Source organism: Nocardia sp. NPDC051052, assembly GCF_044456045.1.
In the GTDB taxonomy this organism is placed as follows: domain Bacteria; phylum Actinomycetota; class Actinomycetes; order Mycobacteriales; family Mycobacteriaceae; genus Nocardia.
Window position 1 is genome coordinate 102,539 of record NZ_JBITFL010000013.1, and the last position, 19,869, is coordinate 122,407.

21 protein-coding genes are annotated in these 19,869 nt (G+C 66.4%); 13 read left to right on the forward strand and 8 right to left on the reverse strand.

What is annotated here, in order from left to right; all coding sequences use genetic code 11:
* The first annotated feature begins 18 nt into the window (after nucleotides 1-18).
* Nucleotides 19-777, forward strand: coding sequence for a type 1 glutamine amidotransferase domain-containing protein (locus ACIBCN_RS35340; RefSeq protein ID WP_396996118.1), 759 nt, complete (start codon nucleotides 19-21; stop codon nucleotides 775-777).
* Nucleotides 778-857: 80 nt separating this feature from the next.
* Here the strand turns inward: ACIBCN_RS35340 and ACIBCN_RS35345 are convergent, their stop codons facing one another.
* Genes ACIBCN_RS35345 through ACIBCN_RS35355 form a run of 3 tightly spaced genes read right to left on the reverse strand, consistent with a single transcriptional unit; the run spans nucleotide 858 to nucleotide 2,543 of the window.
* Entirely contained in the window at nucleotides 858-1,706 is an 849-nt protein-coding gene (locus tag ACIBCN_RS35345; protein ID WP_396996119.1) for a helix-turn-helix domain-containing protein, read from the reverse strand.
* Nucleotides 1,703-2,233 (reverse strand): DUF6879 family protein, encoded by a 531-nt coding sequence (locus ACIBCN_RS35350; RefSeq protein ID WP_396996120.1) that lies wholly within the window; start codon nucleotides 2,231-2,233, stop codon nucleotides 1,703-1,705. The genes ACIBCN_RS35345 and ACIBCN_RS35350 overlap by 4 nt, the downstream gene beginning before the upstream one ends.
* Nucleotides 2,202-2,543, reverse strand: coding sequence for a hypothetical protein (locus tag ACIBCN_RS35355; RefSeq protein ID WP_396996121.1), 342 nt, complete (start codon nucleotides 2,541-2,543; stop codon nucleotides 2,202-2,204). Before ACIBCN_RS35355 ends, ACIBCN_RS35350 begins: the two co-directional genes overlap by 32 nt.
* A gap of 280 nt (nucleotides 2,544-2,823) precedes the next feature.
* On the opposite strand from ACIBCN_RS35355, the gene ACIBCN_RS35360 reads away from it, so the two are divergent.
* Nucleotides 2,824-3,159: a hypothetical protein gene (locus tag ACIBCN_RS35360; RefSeq protein ID WP_396996123.1), complete on the forward strand. Its 336-nt coding sequence runs from the start codon at nucleotides 2,824-2,826 to the stop codon at nucleotides 3,157-3,159.
* Nucleotides 3,160-3,246: 87 nt separating this feature from the next.
* On the opposite strand, the gene ACIBCN_RS35365 is transcribed toward ACIBCN_RS35360, so the two are convergent.
* From ACIBCN_RS35365 to ACIBCN_RS35375, 3 genes are read right to left on the reverse strand one after another with little or no spacing between them, the layout of a single operon-like run.
* Nucleotides 3,247-4,362: a hypothetical protein gene (locus ACIBCN_RS35365; RefSeq protein ID WP_396996125.1), complete on the reverse strand. Its 1,116-nt coding sequence runs from the start codon at nucleotides 4,360-4,362 to the stop codon at nucleotides 3,247-3,249.
* The gene (locus ACIBCN_RS35370; protein ID WP_396996126.1) at nucleotides 4,352-5,599 is read right to left on the reverse strand and encodes a sensor histidine kinase; all 1,248 of its coding nucleotides are present in this window, start codon (nucleotides 5,597-5,599) and stop codon (nucleotides 4,352-4,354) included. The genes ACIBCN_RS35365 and ACIBCN_RS35370 overlap by 11 nt, the downstream gene beginning before the upstream one ends.
* Nucleotides 5,596-6,990: a cytochrome P450 gene (locus ACIBCN_RS35375; RefSeq protein WP_396996127.1), complete on the reverse strand. Its 1,395-nt coding sequence runs from the start codon at nucleotides 6,988-6,990 to the stop codon at nucleotides 5,596-5,598. The genes ACIBCN_RS35370 and ACIBCN_RS35375 overlap by 4 nt, the downstream gene beginning before the upstream one ends.
* Before the next feature lie 323 nt (nucleotides 6,991-7,313).
* Between ACIBCN_RS35375 and ACIBCN_RS35380 the strand changes: the two genes are divergently transcribed.
* Entirely contained in the window at nucleotides 7,314-8,750 is a 1,437-nt protein-coding gene (locus ACIBCN_RS35380; RefSeq protein WP_396996129.1) for a glycosyltransferase 87 family protein, read from the forward strand.
* 353 nt (nucleotides 8,751-9,103) lie between these two features.
* Here ACIBCN_RS35380 and ACIBCN_RS35385 read toward each other — a convergent pair whose 3' ends face one another.
* Nucleotides 9,104-10,264: a hypothetical protein gene (locus ACIBCN_RS35385; RefSeq protein WP_396996130.1), complete on the reverse strand. Its 1,161-nt coding sequence runs from the start codon at nucleotides 10,262-10,264 to the stop codon at nucleotides 9,104-9,106.
* Entirely contained in the window at nucleotides 10,261-11,202 is a 942-nt protein-coding gene (locus ACIBCN_RS35390) for a metal-dependent hydrolase (RefSeq protein WP_396996132.1), read from the reverse strand. The genes ACIBCN_RS35385 and ACIBCN_RS35390 overlap by 4 nt, the downstream gene beginning before the upstream one ends.
* 158 nt (nucleotides 11,203-11,360) lie before the next feature.
* Between ACIBCN_RS35390 and ACIBCN_RS35395 the strand changes: the two genes are divergently transcribed.
* The 10 genes from ACIBCN_RS35395 to pcaC all read left to right on the forward strand — a co-directional run bounded on the left by ACIBCN_RS35395 (nucleotide 11,361) and on the right by pcaC (nucleotide 19,845).
* A complete protein-coding gene (locus ACIBCN_RS35395) occupies nucleotides 11,361-11,972 on the forward strand; it encodes a TetR/AcrR family transcriptional regulator (RefSeq protein ID WP_396996133.1) in 612 nt (203 codons plus the stop codon).
* Nucleotides 11,973-12,087: 115 nt separating this feature from the next.
* Complete coding sequence (locus ACIBCN_RS35400) at nucleotides 12,088-13,320, forward strand: MFS transporter (RefSeq protein WP_396996135.1); 1,233 nt, start codon at nucleotides 12,088-12,090, stop codon at nucleotides 13,318-13,320.
* The gene (locus ACIBCN_RS35405; RefSeq protein ID WP_396996136.1) at nucleotides 13,317-14,495 is read left to right on the forward strand and encodes a 4-hydroxybenzoate 3-monooxygenase; all 1,179 of its coding nucleotides are present in this window, start codon (nucleotides 13,317-13,319) and stop codon (nucleotides 14,493-14,495) included. The genes ACIBCN_RS35400 and ACIBCN_RS35405 overlap by 4 nt, the downstream gene beginning before the upstream one ends.
* 25 nt (nucleotides 14,496-14,520) lie before the next feature.
* Nucleotides 14,521-15,336, forward strand: a complete 816-nt coding sequence (locus ACIBCN_RS35410) for a CoA transferase subunit A (RefSeq protein ID WP_396996138.1) — start codon at nucleotides 14,521-14,523, stop codon at nucleotides 15,334-15,336.
* On the forward strand, nucleotides 15,333-16,079 hold the full coding sequence (locus tag ACIBCN_RS35415) for a CoA-transferase subunit beta (protein ID WP_396996139.1): 747 nt from the start codon (nucleotides 15,333-15,335) through the stop codon (nucleotides 16,077-16,079). Before ACIBCN_RS35410 ends, ACIBCN_RS35415 begins: the two co-directional genes overlap by 4 nt.
* The gene (gene pcaH / locus ACIBCN_RS35420) at nucleotides 16,076-16,804 is read left to right on the forward strand and encodes a protocatechuate 3,4-dioxygenase subunit beta (protein WP_396996140.1); all 729 of its coding nucleotides are present in this window, start codon (nucleotides 16,076-16,078) and stop codon (nucleotides 16,802-16,804) included. Before ACIBCN_RS35415 ends, pcaH begins: the two co-directional genes overlap by 4 nt.
* A complete protein-coding gene (gene pcaG / locus ACIBCN_RS35425) occupies nucleotides 16,797-17,339 on the forward strand; it encodes a protocatechuate 3,4-dioxygenase subunit alpha (RefSeq protein ID WP_396996142.1) in 543 nt (180 codons plus the stop codon). The genes pcaH and pcaG overlap by 8 nt, the downstream gene beginning before the upstream one ends.
* The gene (pcaB, locus tag ACIBCN_RS35430) at nucleotides 17,332-18,678 is read left to right on the forward strand and encodes a 3-carboxy-cis,cis-muconate cycloisomerase (protein ID WP_396996144.1); all 1,347 of its coding nucleotides are present in this window, start codon (nucleotides 17,332-17,334) and stop codon (nucleotides 18,676-18,678) included. Before pcaG ends, pcaB begins: the two co-directional genes overlap by 8 nt.
* 13 nt (nucleotides 18,679-18,691) lie before the next feature.
* On the forward strand, nucleotides 18,692-19,468 hold the full coding sequence (gene pcaD / locus ACIBCN_RS35435) for a 3-oxoadipate enol-lactonase (RefSeq protein ID WP_396996146.1): 777 nt from the start codon (nucleotides 18,692-18,694) through the stop codon (nucleotides 19,466-19,468).
* Nucleotides 19,465-19,845: a 4-carboxymuconolactone decarboxylase gene (gene pcaC, locus ACIBCN_RS35440; RefSeq protein WP_396996148.1), complete on the forward strand. Its 381-nt coding sequence runs from the start codon at nucleotides 19,465-19,467 to the stop codon at nucleotides 19,843-19,845. The genes pcaD and pcaC overlap by 4 nt, the downstream gene beginning before the upstream one ends.
* Nucleotides 19,846-19,869 lie beyond the last annotated feature (24 nt).

The window sequence follows — 19,869 nt, forward strand, 5'->3', positions numbered from 1 at the left end:
TGCGGCTACTCTTCGTACATGATCCTGTTCCTCCTGCCGGACCACGACTACGACCCCACCGAATCGGCGGTGCCGTGGGCGGCGCTGCGGGACGCCGGGATCCCCGTCCGCTTCGCCACTCCGGAAGGCCGGGTCGCCCTCGCCGACGACCGCCTCGTCGAACAGGGCTTCTCGGTCCTTTCGCCGCTTTTGATGACCCGCGCGGACGCGCTGAGCGACTACGACCGGATGCGCGAGGACCCCGACTTCCAATCACCCCTCGCCTATTCCGACGTGGACGACGCGGAGGTCTCGGGCGTGCTCGTGCCGGGCGGCCACGCCCCCGGCATGAAGTCGATGCTCGAATCAACCACCGCCCAAAACGTTTTCGGCCGCGCCCTACTAGCCGGAAAACCGGTCGCCGCCGTGTGTCACGGAGTCCTCCTGGCCGCCAGGGCCCAAGATCCGGAGACCGGCCGCTCCGTCCTCTACGACCGCCGAACCACCGCCCTCACCGCTACGCTGGAACTCTCAGCCTGGAACCTGACCCGCCTCCGCCTCGGCACCTACTACCGAACCTATCCCCAAACCGTACAAGCGGAAGTCACCGCCGCCCTACGCGATCCCCGCCAATTCGAACGCGGCCCGCTGATCCCACGCCGCGACACCGCAACCCGCCGAAACCGCGGCTTCACCGTCCACGACCGCAACTACCTCTCCGCACGATGGCCCGGCGACTGCCACCGCCTCGCCGCCGAATACCGAGACCTGGTCCTGGCCGACCCCGCAATTCACTGATGACAGCTCTCGACGACTACGCCGCTCATTGTCCGCACGCCAGGTCATCGAATCCTGATTCACTAAATCGATACAGGATTTCACTTGTGCTCAGCGTCGCGCCTCTTGTCCAGTGCCGTCTTGATGAGAGACCGGACAGATTTTCCTGACACAGACTGTCTCGCGAGCCTGTCGAAAGTTCTTGCATAGACGGCAATTTCGCGGGGCTGGGTGATGATTTGTTCGGCGCTGATGCCCTCGACCATCACCAAGCGATCGTCGAATATTATGAAGTTCGGGGCCGTTAGCGGTGGCATTGCGCGAGCTGGGATGATTCCGAAAGCTACACGTGGCAAGCTCATTACCGCCAATAGTCGGTCCAATTGACCGGCCATCACATCGTCGTCGCCCACCGTGGTTGAGAGGACTTGCTCAGCGAGGACGATCCAGAATTTTCGTTGGCCCTTATAGAGAAACTGCTGTCGTTGTAGCCGCTGGGCTACGCCCGCTTCCACGTCGTCGGGTATCTGTTCGAACTCGACCACGTCCCGCAGCATCGCCTCGGCGTACTCGGCTGTTTGCAAGATGCCTGGAACAATGGTCGGTTGGTAGATCCGCGTCAGTGTCGATTTCTCGGCAAGCTTCACCGAGATCTGTTGCCGCCGTTTGGTGCCCGAGCTCAGTATGCGTCGCCACTCGACGTACGCAAGGTCAACGTGATTCAGCGTTGCGATCAGGTCCGCTAGTTGATCGTTCGCGCCGGTGTGCTCGCAATATGCGCGTAGATCGGCCTCTGACGGGCTCCGGATGCCACGCTCGAATCTCGATACTTTCGACTCGTGCCAGCCCGCCATCGATGAGAGCTGGCGCGCTGTCAATCCAGCGTGTCGGCGAATCTCCCGGAGTCGCAGACCGAATGATTCTCGCGCTTCGTGGACGCTATCGGTCACTGCCCGCCGTGCATGCCGTTGAATTCCGCGAACGGTGTTGCCAACTCCCAAAGGTGTTGTTTCACCGTTCGGCAGTATTCCGCGATTCCCGGATCGGTAGTGCTGACCGGGTCTGCCGGCCGGCCGTCTTCATCGGACACGTTGAATACCACCAGTTGGCCGTCGAACAACCACCAGTCATCCTGTGGAACCTCGCTGGCATCGGTGAGATCTCTTGGTATATAACGAATGTCGTCCCCAGCGTTAACGTTGTAATGGGTCACCGACAGCAGCCAGCGCTGGTAGTCGGTGAGGGGGACCGTGACTACACGAACCCTACTCAGCGTGACGCCCCGAGCGGCGGTTTCCCTTACCAGAGCTCGCCATTCGGGCGAAGGGTCGACCAGTTCGGGCTCGCCGGCCAAGAATCGGCGGAGCGGCTCGGACTCATACGGTTCTGCATACGAGTCCTTGACCTCGAGGTGGAATGCTTCACGCCGACATGCACGGAACAGGTCAGGCCATGGGTCGCCTTGCCGCAGTTGCACCGTGAAACGTCCTCTCCATCTTCGCGGTTTCGATGACGGACTCATCCTTTGCCAGGTCCAATTGGCCGAGCACTTCGGGGTCGGTGATCGGTCGGCCGGTGAGAGTGAACGTCCCGCGCCCAGTGTCGGTCAATGTTGCGCCGATGAAAGTGTTCGGATCCGCGAAACCGGTTAGTAGATGCGGGATTTCGATCACTTCAGGCTGACTGGTTCGCCAGCCTTGCACCACAAATGTGTGCTGGTCGGTGGCGTAGAGGGACGGGCATCCGTTCCGATCTGAGCCACCTTTGCCGAGGAACTCTAAGCGCATGGTCGCGATCCTCTCTCGCTTGCTGCCGTGGTTGGCGGACTGCTCAAATGCTCCTTCAGGTTGGCATGCTGCGCAATTGATTCGATTCATTGTGGCAAGTACTGGCAAATTTGTGGCCAGTTACGGCTCCCGCTTCTTAGCGTCTCAGGTGGCGCTTGGGGCCGGTGTCAGACGGCCCGGTCTCGAGCTGCCAACCAACATCGACAGCTAGGGGGCTTGCTATGCCGATCTATCGTGGCTTTCCGCTTGATCAACCTGACCGCACGAATCCGGCGAATCGATGAGGCGACGACCGAGGGCGATCGGGTATTTGCGTCGCGATGTTTCCGGGTTTTCCCAGCCGTGGCATGAGACCCAGATCCGTAGTCTGGCAAGGCGACTCGGGTATGACCTGGCGAAGATCGTGGTGTTCGGGCCGGATACCGACGGGCCGGTCGATCGGTTGTTGAATGTGGTCCGCAGTGTCGGGGCGGAGGCTGTAGTCGTGCCCGGGGCGGAGCATTTCGGGGGGAAGGTGCCGGAGGGGGTGGTGCGGGTGTGTGACGTGATCACTGTGTCGCCGCAGTACACCTACGCGCGTTCGTATGCGTTGCCGTTCCTAGAGGACGGAGCTTGACCGTTGGCGGTCATGTGCTGCAAAGGTATTCGTCATTGCCCGCTGCAGAACGCGAGGCGCGCCCGAGTCATCGCGGTGGACGTGCGATTACGCGTCCGGGGAACGGACCGGGGGGAGGCCGGTTCGAATCTCGCGTGGTGGGTGGGGTTCTGCTACTTCGTCGGATCGGCTGGTGGCGATTCGGTCGAGGGTGACGGTTACTGTTCCGGTGCAATCGATTTCGGTGCGGCGGTTGCCGGTTTCCGCGTTGACCAGGACGGTGGCGAGGTAGGGGCGGCCCGGGGGGAGAACGCGGACGGTGATCTGGCCGTCGCGGACGTTGTTCAGTTCGAGGGTGGCTACGGTTCGTACTCGAGTGGAGAGCAAAGCGGTGGCGGATTCCAGGCCGCCGTCGTCGAGGAGCATGACCTCGATGCCGCGCTGACGGGCGGCGCGGGCCGCGGCAAGGAGTTCGGGGGTGGAGAGGTCGGGGGCGCGGAGTTCGTCGCGGAGTTCGGCTTCGAGCAGGCGGCATTCCTCGCGTTCGTCGAGTTCGAAGGGTACGGCGGCGGCGATGCGTTCGAGCATGGGGCGGGCGCGGCGGTCGAGGCGGTTGAGTTGGCGTTTGCGTTCGGCGTCTTTCGCGTCGATCCTGGCTTGTTTGACGGCGCGGGCGGTCGACTCGACTTCGAGGTGATGCAGCGAGCGCAGGGTTGGGCGCATGATGGCGGCGAAGACGGCGGCGATGGCGACATTGACCAGCGGCACCACCGCCTGCACATACGCGGTGGGTTCGCCGCTCGCGGCGAGCACGACGGCGATCCAGGTCGCGGCGGTTCCCGTCCAGGCCAACGTGTTACGGCCACGCAGCACCAGCATCGCCAGGGCGCTACCCGCGGTGTACGCGGTCCACACGCTGGTGTGCGCGTGCAGTTCCGCGGTGACCTGTTCGTTGGCGATCACGGTGGCGATGGGACCGGCGGCGGCCACGAAGGCGGCGGCCTGCTGGTTGATCGGCTTCCCGGTGTCGAACACGACGACGACGGTGGCGGCCGCGATGAGTACGGCGGCGGCGACCAGCGACACCGACAGTGGCAGGTCGGCTCGGCGGACGGAGCGGATCACCACGGCGGCGTCGGTGGCGAGCACCACGGCGATGATCGTCACCATGGTGGCGCGGTGTTCGCTGAGCAGTCGGCTCAGGTCGCCGTCGTCAGGTGTCATCGGGTGCGTTCCATTCCAAGGCGATTCGAGTGCCCGCGCCGGGACTGGACTCGATGGTGGCGCGCCCGCCCGCCTCCCGCATTCGCTGCACGATGCTCACGGTGACGCCGAGCCGGTTGGCCGCGATCAGCATCGGATCGAAGCCGGCACCGTCGTCGGCGATGACCACCGTGATGCCGGTCGCGCGCGCCATGATCGTCAATTGCCTTGCGACGCAACGCCCTGGCACATCGGCATGCCGCACGCTGTTGCGGACGGCCTCGGTGGCGGCCTGGGCGAGCGCGGTGACGGCCGCGGCTTCGATGCGCAGGTCGGCCGAGCTGTAGTCGTGCCGAACCTGCACGCGCAGTTCGGCGTCGGTGCTGCCGACCACTTCGCGCGCGATCGTCTCGATCGCCTCGAGATCGGTGCACATGTCGTTGACGCGTCCGATGGCGGCGAACTGTCCGAGGGCTTGATTCGCTTGCCGCGCAAGCATGCTGGGGCAGCCGCCGCGGGAGGTGTCGAGCAGGGTGGCGAGCACCTTGTCGTGGATCACGCCGGCGAATCGCGCCCGCTCGCTGGCCCGCGCCTCGTCCGCCGCCGCGCGCGAGGCCAGGCGATGCGCGCGCGCTCGTTCCTTGTCGAGCAGCCGGGCCGCGCGGCGCGCTGTTTCGGTGATATAGACGAAGGTCACCGTGATGCCGATGATGCGTATCGTGGTGAGCCCGAATTCGGTCCAGCCGAGATCGCCGGTGGCCTCCCCGGTGGACGAGGCGGCAAGCACTCCGACACCGACGACGTAGATCGTGGTGGCGGGCGTCCGCCAGGCCAGTGTCGCCGCGACCCCGCCCAGCGGAACCAGCCGATAGATCCATTCCACGTCGTCGGTGACCTGCCCGGGCTGCACCGCGAACCCGGACAGCCCGACGGCCATCGCGAAAACCGTTGCGTGTGTTGCCGCGATGACCCGCACCGTGGGCAGGGCGACCTGCAGTGCGGTGGCGGCAAGCAGCAGCGCGGTGCCGAACACGCCGAACATGGCGAGGGCGGTCCACCAGCCGGGGAAGTGCCGCGACTGCTCGGCGATCTCGGCGGCATCGCCCGCGCCGAAGATCCACACGCCGACGCCGAGCGCGAACAGCAGGATGCGATCGATCTGTTCGGCGGCGGCTCGGCTGATCGAAGTCCGCTGGCTGCAACGACCCGAGAACGCGGCCACGGTGCGGCCGAACAGTGACGGCGACATCGAGGTCATCGCGGTTCGCTGACCTCGATCCTGGACCGACCGCGGGTCGGCACCTGCCTCGGCAGGTAGGCGGCCCTGGCCTCGCGTTTCGGCCGCAAGTTGATCGTCAGCTTCATCGCGGCGTCCCGGTCGACCCGCAGCGTGCCACCCGCGAGCAACAGCGCGGTGAAGATCTGCCCCTCCAGCAGGGCGAGCGCGGAACCGATGCACACATGCTCGCCCGCCCCGAACGGCAAGTAGGACAGTCGTTCCCACGACCGGTCCGCTTCCTGCGCGAATCGATCGGGGTCGAAGGTTTCCGGATCGGGGAACTGCCGAGCCGACCGGTGCATGACATACGGCGCGATGAACACGATCGTGCCCTCGGCGATGGCGTAGCCGCCGATTCGCGTCTCGCACGCGGCCTCGCGCAGGAACGCGGGCGACGGCGGATACAACCGCATCGACTCCTTGAACACCTGCAGGCAGTAGGGGAGTTGGCCCAGATCCTCGGCCGTCGGCGCCGCATCGCCGAGGACTCGGCCTGCCTCGGCGGCGGCGCGTTCGGCGATGGCGGGATGGCGGGACAACGCGTACGCCGTCCAGAACATCGCGTCGGCGCTGGTCTCGTGCGCGGCCGCCCACAGGTTGATCACCTCGTCGACCAGCCGGTCCTCGCTCATCGGCGCGCCGTCGCGGTCGCGCTGGGCGAGCATGGCCGAGACGATGTCGTCGTGCCGCTCGGGGTTCCGGCGTCGCGCATCGATCGCCCGGGCGGCCCAGTCCCGAACCAGCGCGAGATCCTGAATGAAGTCGCGGTTGCGTTTCGTCGGAATGTTCAACGGCGCGACGATCGGTCGCGACATCGCCCGCATCTCCCAGTCGAAGATCCGGGTTGCCGCGGCCACCACGTCGCGGTGTGCGTCGAGCGGTTCGTCGATCAGCAGTCCGGCGACGACGTCGTGCATCATCTCCTGCACCCCGGCGAGCAGGTCCACCTCGCCCGCCGCCTGCCATTTCCGCAGATGCGCGTGCATGCGGGTCGCCATCACGTCCACGTATTTCGGCACCCGCCGCGCGGTGAACAGCGGCGCGACCATCGCACGCTGGGTGCGATGCACCTCGCCCTCGGAGATGATCAATCCCTCGCGCAGCGCGGGCCATAGCGTCCCGGTCACCGCCCGCGCCCGCCGGAATTCGGCGGCGCGCGAGACGAGTACCTCGTTGATCTCCGTGGGCCCGGTCACCAGCACGGCCGGAAACATCCCGATCCGAAACCCGGCTACCGGTCCCTGTTCGTCGGCCAGCCGTCCCATCACGGCCAGCGGATCACGGAACCAGCGCAGCGTTGTGCCCAAGCCGAGCACGCCACTACGTCCGTGGTCCAGTTGCTCGATTTCCCCCGCCCGATCATCATTCACTGACGATTCCTCCCATGGTTCGTCATCGAAGTCAGAGCGATTCGTCAGCCCCGCCGCCCGGTGATCAGGACGTCTGACGAGCAGTCTGTCTGTGCCGGATCGTATGTGCGCATCAGCCCGCAGTCATGCCCGCAGAACTGGGGTTAGGGGGCCGGATCCGCACTGTTTTCGCAGGTCGGTGCCATTCGTGAGATGCGTTCCACAGCAGCGTGTTCAGGCCGCGCGACACCCACGAGTTAAGTGATAGGATGATTGATCTTAGTTTAGCTAAACAGTTGCTGGTCTGCGTGTGTTGCCTCACCTGATGAAGGAAAAACAACTCCATGGCTGTCATGCTGCAAACAGGAGAGCAGCGCGGTACCGGTGCGATCGAGAAGCATCGCGTCCCGGGTAAGTTCGTGGTATTCGGTGCCGCGATCGTGTTCGCCTGCGTCTCTGTCGGCGCCTGGCTGGAATTCATCCGGCCGAATTGGGATATGTACTGGCACCAGGTCGACCTGCAGGTTTATATGTGGGGCGGCTCGATGGCCGCGCTCCATCCCGAGCTGCTCTACGCCGGGCGCGGCCCGCTGGGTCTGCCCTTTCTCTATCCGGTCTTCGCCGCGTGGATCTGTGCGGAATTGGCCCAGTTCCCGATCAATTACGTCGGGACCGGCATTGTCGTCATGACGGTGATGTCGCTCGGAGTTAGCGTTTGGAGCGCCGGGGTGCTGCAGCGGCGACGGCGCGGACTCAGCCTGATCGCGATAACCATCGCGGTCAGCGCCGCCGGGCTCTGGCTCGAGCCCGTCCAGCAGACACTGCAGTTCGGGCAGCTCAGCGTGATTCTCATGGCGATGGTGCTGGCCGACCTGGCCATCCCCAAGAACCGTTGGTACCGCGGCATTCTGCTCGGCATCGCGACCGGCCTGAAGCTCACGCCCGCCGTCTTCGTCGTTTATCTGCTGATCACCCGTCAGTTCAAGGCCGCGGCGACGGCGATTGCCGCGTTTGCCGCCACCGTCGCGATCGGGTTCTGGTATCGGCCGACGCAGGCGCTGGAGTTCTGGACCACCACCATGACGTCGCAGAATCGAATCGGCTTCGCCTACGTGCAGAATCAATCGATCAACGGGCTGTTCGGTCGCCTGCAATGGTCGACCTGGGAGGACACTAGTTCCTCGCTGGTGTGCGCCGGTCTGCTCGGCCTCGTCGGAATCGCGGCGGCCCGGATCGCGTATCTGCGCGGCGACGAACTGCTCGGCGCGCTGCTCGCGGCGACGGTGATGCTGCTCGCTTCGCCGATCTCCTGGACGCACTACTGGGTGTGGATTGTTCCGGCGCTGATGTGGGTGTTCCACGCGCTGCGCGATCGTTCGCTCGGCGTCCGGATCGCGGTGCCCGCGGTCCTCTATCTATTCGTGTTCGCGTGGCCGATGCGCATCGATCGGGTCGGCTGGTGGGATCCCGATCTGCCCCTGCTGCCGCAAGGGCTGGTCTGGGCGGTGCCGCAGACCAACGAGCGGGAATATCGTTGGACGCTATGGCAATTCCTGCTCGGTGATTCGTACACCTTGCTCGCCGTCGGCGCGCTGATCGCCGCGAGCGCTTGGCTGCTGCTGCGCAGACCCGGGAAACCTACCGAATCGAGCATCGAGCCTGACTCCGTGTGTCTGGTGAGTTCGATCGGCGCTAACGAGCTCGCGGAATCCCGAGCCGCGCACGGCGCCGGGCCGACGGTGGGCGTTGCCCCGAAACAGCAGGATTCGGTTCCGCTGTAGGCAACGTTCAGCGCCGGTACCGTACTCCGGCTGTCGTCACGACCGGCTGCTCCGGCACCGCCGAATCGGACGCTGCCACGACTTCGTCCGCATTGACGATCTCGTTCGGCGACTTCGCCTCGAAGGCGGAGCTGACTTTCCCGTCCGGCGACCGACCGGCGCCGCTCGTCGTGCTCGTCGGTGGGTCGTGCGGCCTTATCTGCGGAACGTCGCGGTCGACGGATCGGTGGGCGCCGCGGAACTGAGCCGGGCATGGCACGGCGACGGTGGCGTGGTCGCCCACGAACTCGTCAGCGTGCCCGATCCGACCGGAACCGCTGACCGACGTCGGGCACTGGCTACGCGACCACGAATCACGCTGACCTGTCCGAATTCAACACCGAGGAACCACTGGGCAGGGTGTCGCCGTCATCCGACTTACTCTGCCGCACCAGGAAAGTGGCGAGCACGGTCGCGATCGCGATGACGAAGCAGGCGATCGTGTACCAGAGATTGCCGACGGGGTCGCCATGGGGCGTGAGTCCGTCCGCGGCGTCGAAGTAGTCGGGTAGGGCGGTGATCCAGAGCAGTGCGAACACGGTCAGGTAGGCCACTGCGTACCACCGCACCAGCCGGTTGCGGTACACCTCGGTTGACCCGGACCGCAGCGCAGGCCACTGCCGGTACAGCACCGCCACCGCGACCACCGAGAGCGCGAGAAGCTCTGCCGCGTAGAGGAAGCCGCGGACGCTGTCGCTGCCCATGCCGAAGATCGTCGCGGGCAGCGGCAGGACGAACGTGCCGGCCGATGCCAACAGACCGATCACGACCGTGCGCGATACCAGCTGCGGCCCGGTGAGTTTCGTGCCCGCGTCGACGTGGCGACCGACGAAATATCGCACGCACAGCGCCAGCGACATCGGCCACAGCGCGGCGAAGACGACGACGCTCGGCAGCGGCACCGAATCGAACATCGGCTGGTTGATCGGATTGTGCACCGACCATTCCCACCAGCGCAGCTGCGGGCCCAGCTGATCGAAGATCTCATAGAAAGCGTGGTGTACGAAGCCGACACACGCCGCACCGACCAGCAAGCCGTGCCGCTGGAAGATGCCGAGCATCCGCACGAGTTCGTAGGCCAGCGTCGCCATCAGCGGATAGATCGCGATGATGTAGAGCGGCAGCCTGCCCCAGAGGAAGTCCACGGTGAACACGTTGTGCGCGAACATCGTGTCGACATGGTCGGCGATCCCGAACGCCGACGGGAAGTACAGCGGCGGTTCGATCACGAACAGGTAGGCGGTGGCGCCGAACCACAGCACCAGATTGGTCGGGTCGCCGTGCCTGCGCAGTCGCAGGATCGCGTAGATCAGGGCGAGCACCGAGCCGAGCACGATGGTCACCTCGAGTACCGGTAACGTCCAGTTCTCCAGCGCCGCCGGATTGCGGAACTCGATAAGGCCGCCGGTCTCTGCGCAGGAAAAGCCCAGTCGCGCAGCGAGATCGGCGAAGGTGGCAGTGCACAACTCGCTCATCGGCGCGCCGCCATCGGCTCGCTCTGGTTCTGATTCGCCGTGTACCAGCGGGTGCAGTCATAACCCGCGTCGTAGCGCTCGAACCACTGGTCCGCCAGCTCGGGCAGCTTCTCGTGCGTCGGATCGTGCTTGGGCAGCTGGCTGCGAATGACCCCGGCGAGGGCGTTGAGCTGCTCGCGGCGCGAGAGGCCGTCGAACGCGCGCGGCATGGGCCCCTTGGTCAAATACGGCGCGACGGATTGCAGCACCTTCTGCTTCGCGCGGTGGGTGGCGAACATCGACAGCGAGTCGACCTGCCGGTCGGCGAGCGGGACGTGCAGGTTGAAGCCGGTGCACGCGATCCGGATCACCTTCAGCACGTGCGCGAAGATCGACGGCGCCATGCGCATCCGGTAGAGCTCGTCTCCGACAACGGAATTGAAGATGATCAGCGCGGAACTGCGGTGCTCGACCTCCTCGACGAAATGCCAGATGAACAGGGAGGCGACCCGGTCGTCGCCCGGACGGAACAGCGTCGCCTCGTTGTCGAGCATCAGTTTGAACACCGGCGTGAAGGTGGCCTCCAGGTCGGCGGTGTAGGCGAGGCGGTACTCGCGCGAGGTGGCCTCGGTGAGCAGGTCGAACTCGCCGATCACGGCATCGAGCGTGTTCTGCAGTCCCGGATACTGTTTGATCAGCGCCTTGACGTGCTGGCGGTGCGCGGTGGAGTGGTGTCCTTCCTGGCGCATGAACGCGATGGCTTCCTGGGCGACTTCCGGATCGGTGAGCACCGGCTTGAGCTGCATGATCAGCTTCACGATCATCTTCTCGAAGCCGACCGCCAGAAAAGACACCGCGTTGGACATGCTCGACCACGCGGGGTTCCGCGGGTTCCACAGGAACGGGACGTCGGCGTCGTCGAATCCGAAATCCATCTTTCGGGGCTGCAAATTGGTCACGGTGCGTTACCTCGCGTTGGGGAGAGTCGTCCATGTGCTGTGCGGGAGAAGCACACTCGATGTCACCATACACAAGTATGTCGATGTGTATGATTACTTTCATGGAGCTCGCCTCCGTCCGTCCCGGACACCGAAGGCGCAGTGGTAACGTCCGGCCAGTGGCGCGCAGACGCGGGTGGGGCGGCAGTCCGCCGAAGGACGACGACGAAGCGCATCGGCGCATCGTCGCCACCGCCGTCGACTTGATCGCCCAGACCGGCAAGGCGATCAGCATCGCCGACGTCGCGGACGCGCTCGGCGTCATCCGCCAGACCGTGTACCGCTACTTTCCCAGCGCCGAGGCGCTGCTGGCGGCGACCGCGATCGCCTCGGTCGACGGGTTTCTCGATCGATTGACCGCGCACGTGGCGGGCCTCGCGGATCCGGTCGAGGCGATGACCGAGGGCGTGATCTACACCCTCGCCGAGGTCCGCCGCACCCCACACCTCGGCATCCTGCTGTCCAGCTCGTACTCGAATCTCGCGCCGGACAGCCTCACCTCGGCACAGGCCAAGGCCTTCGGCATGACGATGATCCATCGCTTCGATGTCGAGTGGGACCGGCACGGTTACGACGAAGCGGCCCTCGGCGAACTGGTCGAATACGTACTGCGGACGATGCACTCGTTTTTCGTCTCCCCGGGCAACCCGCCGCGCACCGAGGACGAACTACGCGCCTACCTGCGTCGCTGGATGGGCTCCGCGATCGCCGCTCAGCGCGACGTGGTCTAGTCGCCGAGGTCATAGATGCCCTCTATATAGATACCCAAAAACATCTATTGGATTTCTGATTTGGTCGCTCGTAGCGTGATGGCAATCACGATTGCTCTCCAGAAACGAACTCCATATGAAGAAGTTGTTGTCCTGGTCCGCCGCGCTCTGCTGGCTGACCGTCCTGCTGGAGGGCTATGACCTCGTCGTTCTCGGCGCCGTCATTCCCACGCTCATCGATCAGCGGCACATCGGATTCACCGCCGCCAGTGCGACTTTCGCGGCGACCATCTCGCTTGTCGGCGTCGCCATCGGCGCGACGGCCTCGGGACCGATCGCCGATCGCTTCGGCCGCCGCCGGATGCTGCTCTGCTCCGTCGCCCTCTTCTCGCTGTTCACCGCCGCGGTGCCGCTGGCCGGATCGGTGAGCGTGTTCGCCGCGTTCCGGCTGATCGCCGGGTTGGGGCTCGGCGCGTGCCTGCCGACCGCATTGACCCTGATGGCCGAGTTCATGCCGCCCGCGCGCCGGGCCTTCGCGAGCACGATCACCATGACCGGCTATCACACCGGCGCGGTGCTCACCGCGCTGGTGGCGCTGCGCGTCATCCCGCATTGGCAGCCGCTGTTCTATGCCGGTGGGGTGGCCGGGTTCCTGCTGCTGCCGGTGATCTGGGCCAAGCTGCCCGAATCCGCGGCGTATCTCGCGGCGAAGGACGCGCCGGCCCGAGTGCGGCCCACCGTGTTGCTGCAACCGGTGTATCTGCGTGCGACGCTGGGGGTTTGGGTCGGGTCGTTCATGGGGCTGCTGCTTGTCTACGGCTTGAACACCTGGTTGCCGAAGCTGATGCGCGACGCCGGATACAACATGTCTACCTCGCTGACCGTGCTGCTGATGTTGAACATCGGCGCGGTGATCGGCCTGCTTACGGCCGGAACGCTCGCCGACCGGCGCGGTATCAAGCCGACGGTGCTGGTGTGGTTCGGCGCGGCGGCGGTATTCCTCGCGCTGCTCAGCGTCAAGATGTCGAGCACCGTGCTGCTCAACGCGCTGGTATTGGTCACGGGTGTCTTCGTCTTCTCCGCCCAGGTGCTCATCTACGCCTACGTCACCCAGGCGTACCCCGCTGAAATCCGCGCCACCGCAATGGGGTTCGCGGCGGGCGTCGGGCGGCTCGGCGCGATCTTCGGCCCGACGATCACCGGCTGGCTCATCGTCGTCGGCTCCGCAAACCCTTGGGGCTTCTATCTTTTCGCCGCGGTCGCGGGCATCGGATTACTCGCCATGGCCGCCGTACCGCGGACCACCGTCGATGGACTCGCGCCGATAGAGCCCACTGCGTCAGACGACCGGGGAGCGCGCGCGGCATGAAAACCACCCGCACTCAGGTAGCGATCGTCGGCGCCGGTCCGGCCGGTCTGATGCTCTCGCATCTGTTGCACCGCGCGGGCGTGCACAGTGTCGTCATCGACCATCGCGGGTATGAGCAGATCGCGGGCACGATCCGGGCGGGGATTCTGGAGGCGGGTTCGGTTCGGCTGCTGGTGGATTCGGGGGTGTCCGGTCGCGTGCTCACCGAGGGGCAGCGGCACGACGGTGTGGTGTTGCGCTTCGACGGGGAGAACCATCGGATCGACTTCCAGGAGTTGGTCGGCGAATCCGTGTGGCTGTACCCGCAAACCGAGGTGTTCATGGACCTGTCGGTGCGGCGCACGGTCGACGGCGGCGACGTGCGCTACGGCATCGCCGATACCGTCGTCGACGTCTCCGGTCGCCGTCCGGCGATGACGTTCGCCGAACCGGACGGCAGCAGGGTGCGCGTGGAGGCCGACCTGCTCGTGGGTGCGGACGGCTCCCGTTCGATCTGCCGCCACGCCTTTCCCGACGGCACTCGCGACGAATGGTTCCGCGAATACCCGTTCGCCTGGTTCGGATTCCTGACCGAGGCACCCCCCTCGCACCACGAATTGATCTACACCCGTTCGGATTACGGATTCGCGCTGATCAGTCAGCGCACACCGACGGTGCAGCGGATGTACTTCCAGTGCGATCCCGGGGAGCGCCCGCAGGAGTGGGACGACGACCGGATCTGGACCGAGATGCGAAAACGGGTCAATGGCAACGGGTTCGCATTGAACGAAGGTCCGATCAGCGCGAAGACGGTGCTGCCGTTCCGCTCCTACGTCACCGCGCCGATGCGGCACGGCACGCTGTTGCTCGCGGGCGACGCCGCGCACACCGTCCCGCCGACCGGGGCGAAGGGCCTGAACCTCGCGCTCGCCGACGTGACGGTGCTGGCGGAGGTGATCGCCGACTTCTACCGCACCGGCGACGCCGACGTACTCGACCGATACACCGAGCGAGCCCTGGATCGCGTCTGGCGGGCCCAGCACTTCTCCTATTGGGCGACCACCATGCTGCACGCGGTCGGCGACGCGTCGCCCTTCGATGTGCGGCGACAGCGCGGCGAATTGTCGATGGTCACCGGTTCACGGTACGGCGCAGCGTATTTCGCCGAGGCATACACCGGCTGGCAGCAGAAATAGACCCCTACGAAGGTAAGGAGTGATTGTGGCCCGGATTTCGTCCCTGGCGGACGCGGTGGCTGAGCTCGTGCACGACGGCGACGTCGTCGCACTCGAGGGTTTCACGCACCTGATCCCGGTCGCGGCCGGGCAGGAGATCATCCGGCAGCGCAGGCGCGAGCTGACCCTGGTCCGGATGACCCCGGACATCGTGTACGACCAGCTGATCGGTGCCGGATGCGCGGCCGAGCTGGTGTTCTCCTGGGGCGGCAACCCCGGTGTCGGTTCGCTGCACCGGTTTCGGGACGCGGTCGAGCACGCTTGGCCGAGGGAGTTGGCGATCGAAGAGCACAGCCACGCGGGCATGGCCAACCGGTATGTGGCGGGTGCCTCCGGGCTGCCGTTCGCGGTGCTGCGCGGTTACGTCGGCACGGACCTGCCGACGGTGACCGAGACGATCAAGCCGATCACCTGCCCCTTCACCGGTGAGCGGTTGACCGCGGTGCCCGCGCTCAATCCGGACGTCACGGTGATTCACGCGCAGCGGGCGGACCGGGCCGGGAATGTGCAGCTGTGGGGACTGCTCGGGGTGCAGAAGGAGGCCGTGCTCGCCGCGCGGCGCAGCCTGGTCACCGTCGAGGAGGTCGTCGCCGAGCTCACGCCGGTGCCCGGCGCGATCGTCTTACCCGCCTGGGCGGTGACCGTGGTCGCCGAGGTGCCGGGCGGCGCGAATCCTTCGTACGCCCATGGGTATTCCGAACGTGACAACGCCTATTACGCGGCCTGGGACGCGATCAGTCGTGATCGAGCACGCTTCACCGACTGGCTCCAGGAGTACGTGTTCGCAGGGAGCGTGGCATGACCGAGTCGACCTCCGACGAGACGATGACCGTCGCGGCAGCGCGGGCGTTGAGCGGCGGCAAGCGGTGCTTCGTCGGCATCGGGTTACCTTCCACCGCGGCGAATCTGGCACGCACCACGCACGCGCCGGACCTGGTGCTGATCTATGAGTCCGGCACGCTGGGGTCCAAGCCGGGCAGGCTGCCCGCCTCGATCGGCGACGGCATTCTCGCGGAGACCGCCGACGCCGTGATCAGCGTGCCGGAGGTGTTCAACTACTGGCTGCAGCCGGGACGCATCGATGTCGGGTTTCTCGGTGCCGCGCAGCTGGATCGGTTCGGCAATATCAACACCACGGTCATCGGCGACTATCGCCATCCCAAGGTGCGGCTGCCCGGGGCGGGCGGTGCGCCGGAGATCGCCGCGTCCTGCGGTGAGGTGTTTGTCGTCGTCCGTCAGTCTCGCCAATCCTTCGTCGAGCGAGTCGATTTCGTCACCTCGTTCGGGCACGGGCGTGGCGGTGGCGAGCGTGCGCGGCTCGGGTTGCGCGGTGCGGGACCGACCCAGGTGATCACCGATCTGGGCATCATGCGGCCGAACGAGAACGGCGAGCTGGTACTGACCGCCGTACATCCGGGGGTGACGGTCGAGCAGGTGCGCGCGGCCACGGGCTGGGAACTGAAGGTCGCCGCCGACGTGGCGGTCACCGAGTCGCCGACCGCCGCCGAACTCGCGGCCCTGCATACCTTGCAGGTGGCGTCATGAAGACTCGACCCGATCCGGCAAGCGTCCGTCGCGACCCCGGCGACAGCCATCCGCCGCTCGACTTTCCCGACTACGCCTCCACTGTGCTGCGCCATCCGCGCGAATCGCTGATCCTGTTGCCGCACCGGCTGACCGAGCTCACCGGTCCGGTGTTCGGTTCGGATCGGCTGGGCGCCAAGGACAATGACCTGACCGCCCAGCACGCGGGCGAACCGATCGGTCAGCGCGTCATCGTGCACGGACGGCTGCTCGACGGCGACGGCAAACCGATCCCGCACTCGCTCATCGAGATCTGGCAGGCCAACGCGGGCGGCCGTTATCGACACGACCGCGATCGCTGGAACTCCGCGCTGGACCCCAACTTCGACGGTGCTGGGCGCACCCATACCGACAGCGCCGGGCGCTACGAATTCACCACCATCAAGCCCGGCGCCTACCCGTGGCGTAATCACCACAACGCGTGGCGGCCCGCGCACATCCACTTCTCGCTGTTCGGGCAGGCGTTCGCGCAGCGGCTGGTGACGCAGATGTACTTCCCGGACGATCCGCTGTTCTTCCAGGACCCGGTCTTCAACTCGGTACCCGAGCACGCGCGCGAATTACTGGTCAGCCGTTTCGATTACGCGCGTAGCGAGCCGCAGCGGGCGCTGGCCTTCGAGTTCGACATCGTGCTCCGTGGCCGCGACGCAACACCTTTCGAACACGAGGAGGACGACGATGACTAGGTTGCGCAGCACCCCGTCTCAGACCGTCGGCCCCTTTCTACACATCGGCCTGATACAGGAGGACAGCGCGTTCGCCGTGCCGTTGGGGACGCCGGGCGCGGTGTGGATCACGGGGCGGGTGTTCGACGGCGCGGGCACGGCCATCGATGACGCCATGGTCGAGACGTGGCAGGCCGACCTCGCCGGACTGGCGGCCGACGATGAGATCCCCAGCGATCGGCGAGGTTTCGCGCGCAGCGATACCCGGATCGGGCGGTTCGCGGTCTATACCGTCGTCCCAGGTCCGGTGTGTGACGGCGCGGGCGGACGGCAGGCTCCGCACCTCGACATGTCGGTGTTCTCCCGCGGGCTGCTGCATCGGGTGGTCACCCGGGTCTACTTTCCGGAGCACGCCGACCAGCATTCGGTCGACCCGGTGCTGGCAACGGTGCCGCCGGCGCGTCGCGACACGCTGATCGCCGTACGCGACGGTGACGGATACGTTTTCGACGTGCGCCTGCAAGGCGACGACGAGACGGTGTTCTTCGATGTCTGACGGTCTGTTCGACGGTGTGCTCGCGGCGGGGCCCGTTGCCGAGCTGGTCGGCGATCGGGCTTGGGTCCAGGCGATGCTCGATTTCGAGGCTGCCCTCGCGCTGGCTTCTGCCGCGGCCGGAGTGATTCCGGACGAGGCGGCGGTGGCCATCGAACGATGCTGCCGTGCTGAGGATTACGACATCGCCGCGCTGGGCGCGGACGCGGCGGGGATCGGCAATCCGGCCGGTCCGCTCGTCCGCGAATTGACCGCGCGGGTCATGCCGCAGGCCGCCGGTTATGTTCATCTGGGCGCGACCAGCCAAGACGTCATCGACACCGCCGCGATGCTGGTGACCTCGCGGGCGCTGGCCGCGCTGCGCGCCGATCTGCACGCGTGCGCGACGCGCCTCGCGCAGCTGGCCGAGGAGTACGCGGGCACGGTGATGGCCGGGCGGAGCCTGCTTCAGCAGGCACCGCCGGTGACATTCGGGCTCACCGCGGCCGGTTGGCTCGGCGGCGTCGTCGCGGCGCTGGACCGCATCGACCTGATCCGCGGCGAACGCTTGGCCGTGCAGTTCGGCGGCGCGGTAGGAACGCTGGCGGCGTTGCGCGGCAACGGCATTCCCGTGTTGAGCGAGCTTGCCCGGCACCTCGGACTTGCCGAGCCGGTGCTGCCATGGCACACCGAGCGCAGCAGGATCGCCGAGGTCGCCGGGGCGCTCGGACAGACCTGCGGTGCGGTCGCGAAGATCGCCCGAGATATCACCTTGCTCGCGCAGACCGAGATCGCCGAGGTGTCCGAGCAGGGCCCGCCGGGCAGCGGTGGCTCATCGACGATGCCGCACAAGCGAAATCCCGTCGCCGCGGTCCTCGCCGCCGGGTCGGCGGCCCACGCGCCCGGGCTGGTCGCCACCTTGCTGAGCGCCGCGGCGCACGAACATCAGCGGGCCGCCGGATCATGGCATGCCGAGTGGCGGCCGCTGGTCGAATTGCTGCGCAGCACCGGGTCCGCGGTGCACTGGCTCCGCGTATGCCTGGATCGCCTGCGAGCCGACCCGCAGCGCATGCGCGCCAATCTCGACCGCACCGGCGGTCCCTTGCTGGCCGAGCACGTCTCGATCGAGTTGATGTCGGTCTCGCACGGCGCGGTGGGCAGGCAAGAAGCGGGCGACCTCGTGGCAGCCTGCTGCCGCCAGGCTGGGCCAGACGATCTTGCTGATGCACTCGCGGCTGATGCCGTGATCGGAAAGTTTCTGGACCGCAAGCGAATCAGCGAACTACTGGAGCCGACCGGCTATCTGGGCTCCGCGAACGAATTCATTCGACGCGCGCTGCGCGATTGGCAGTCGCGCCTATGAGCGAGGGGGAGTGGTGACCGCCGTCGAGGTCGACTATGTCGTGGACGGGCCAGCCGATGGTCCACCCGTTGTGCTCAGCGGCTCGCTCGGCAGCGATCTGCGCATGTGGCAACCGCAGGTCGCCGCGCTCACCTCGGCGGGCTATCGGGTCGTGCGCTACGACCATCGCGGACACGGTCGTTCGCCCGTGCCGCCCGGTCGGTACTCGTTAGCCGATCTCGGCGCCGACGTGCTCGCGCTGCTCGACCGGCTGGACATCCGCCGATCCCATTTCGTCGGTCTGTCCCTCGGCGGCATGGTCGGCATGCGGGTGGCTCAGGACGCACCGCACCGACTACACACCCTCACACTGGCCTGCACCTCAGCCGAACTCGGCCCGCCCAGCGGCTGGGCCGACCGCGCCGCCCTCGTCCGAGCCGAGGGAACCCAGGCGGTCGCGGTCGCAGCCGTGCAACGCTGGTTCACCCCGCAGTGGCGCGCCGCCCATCCCGGACGGACCCGCGACTACGAGAGCATGGTCGCCGCTACCTCCGCCGAGGGCTACGCATCCTGTTGCGCGGCAATCGAAACAATGGATATCGCCGCCCGCCTATCTAGAATCTGCGCACCAACACTGGTCATCTCGGGCGCGGACGACCCGGCGACCCCACCGCCGCACGGGCAGCGAATAGCCGACGCGATCCCGCTGGCACTGTTCGAAACCATCAGCCCAGCAGCACATCTCGCCAACGCCGAACTACCCGGCACCATCAACGAACTGATCCTCGGCCACCTGAAGGAGAATCCGTGAACGAGCGCGCACAGCAGGGCGCCGAGGTCCGCCGCGAGGTCCTCGGCGACGCCCACGTCGACCGCGCCGAAGCCGGCACCACCGACTTCACCCGCCCCTTCCAGGACTACATCACCGAATCGGTCTGGGGCTCGGTCTGGACCCGCCCCGGCCTGGACCGCCGCACCCGAAGCTGCGTAACCCTCGCGGTGCTCACCGCCCTCGGTCGGCACGAAGAGATCGCGATGCACGTTCGCGCCGCCATCGGCAACGGCGTCACCACCGCCGAGATCGCCGAAATCCTGCTGCACACCGGCGTTTACGCCGGGGTGCCCGCCGCGAACGCCGCATTCGCGATCGGCCAGCAGGTGCTCGATGACCTGGCAGATCCAGCCTGACGGCGCTGGCGGGGGAGCGAGTCC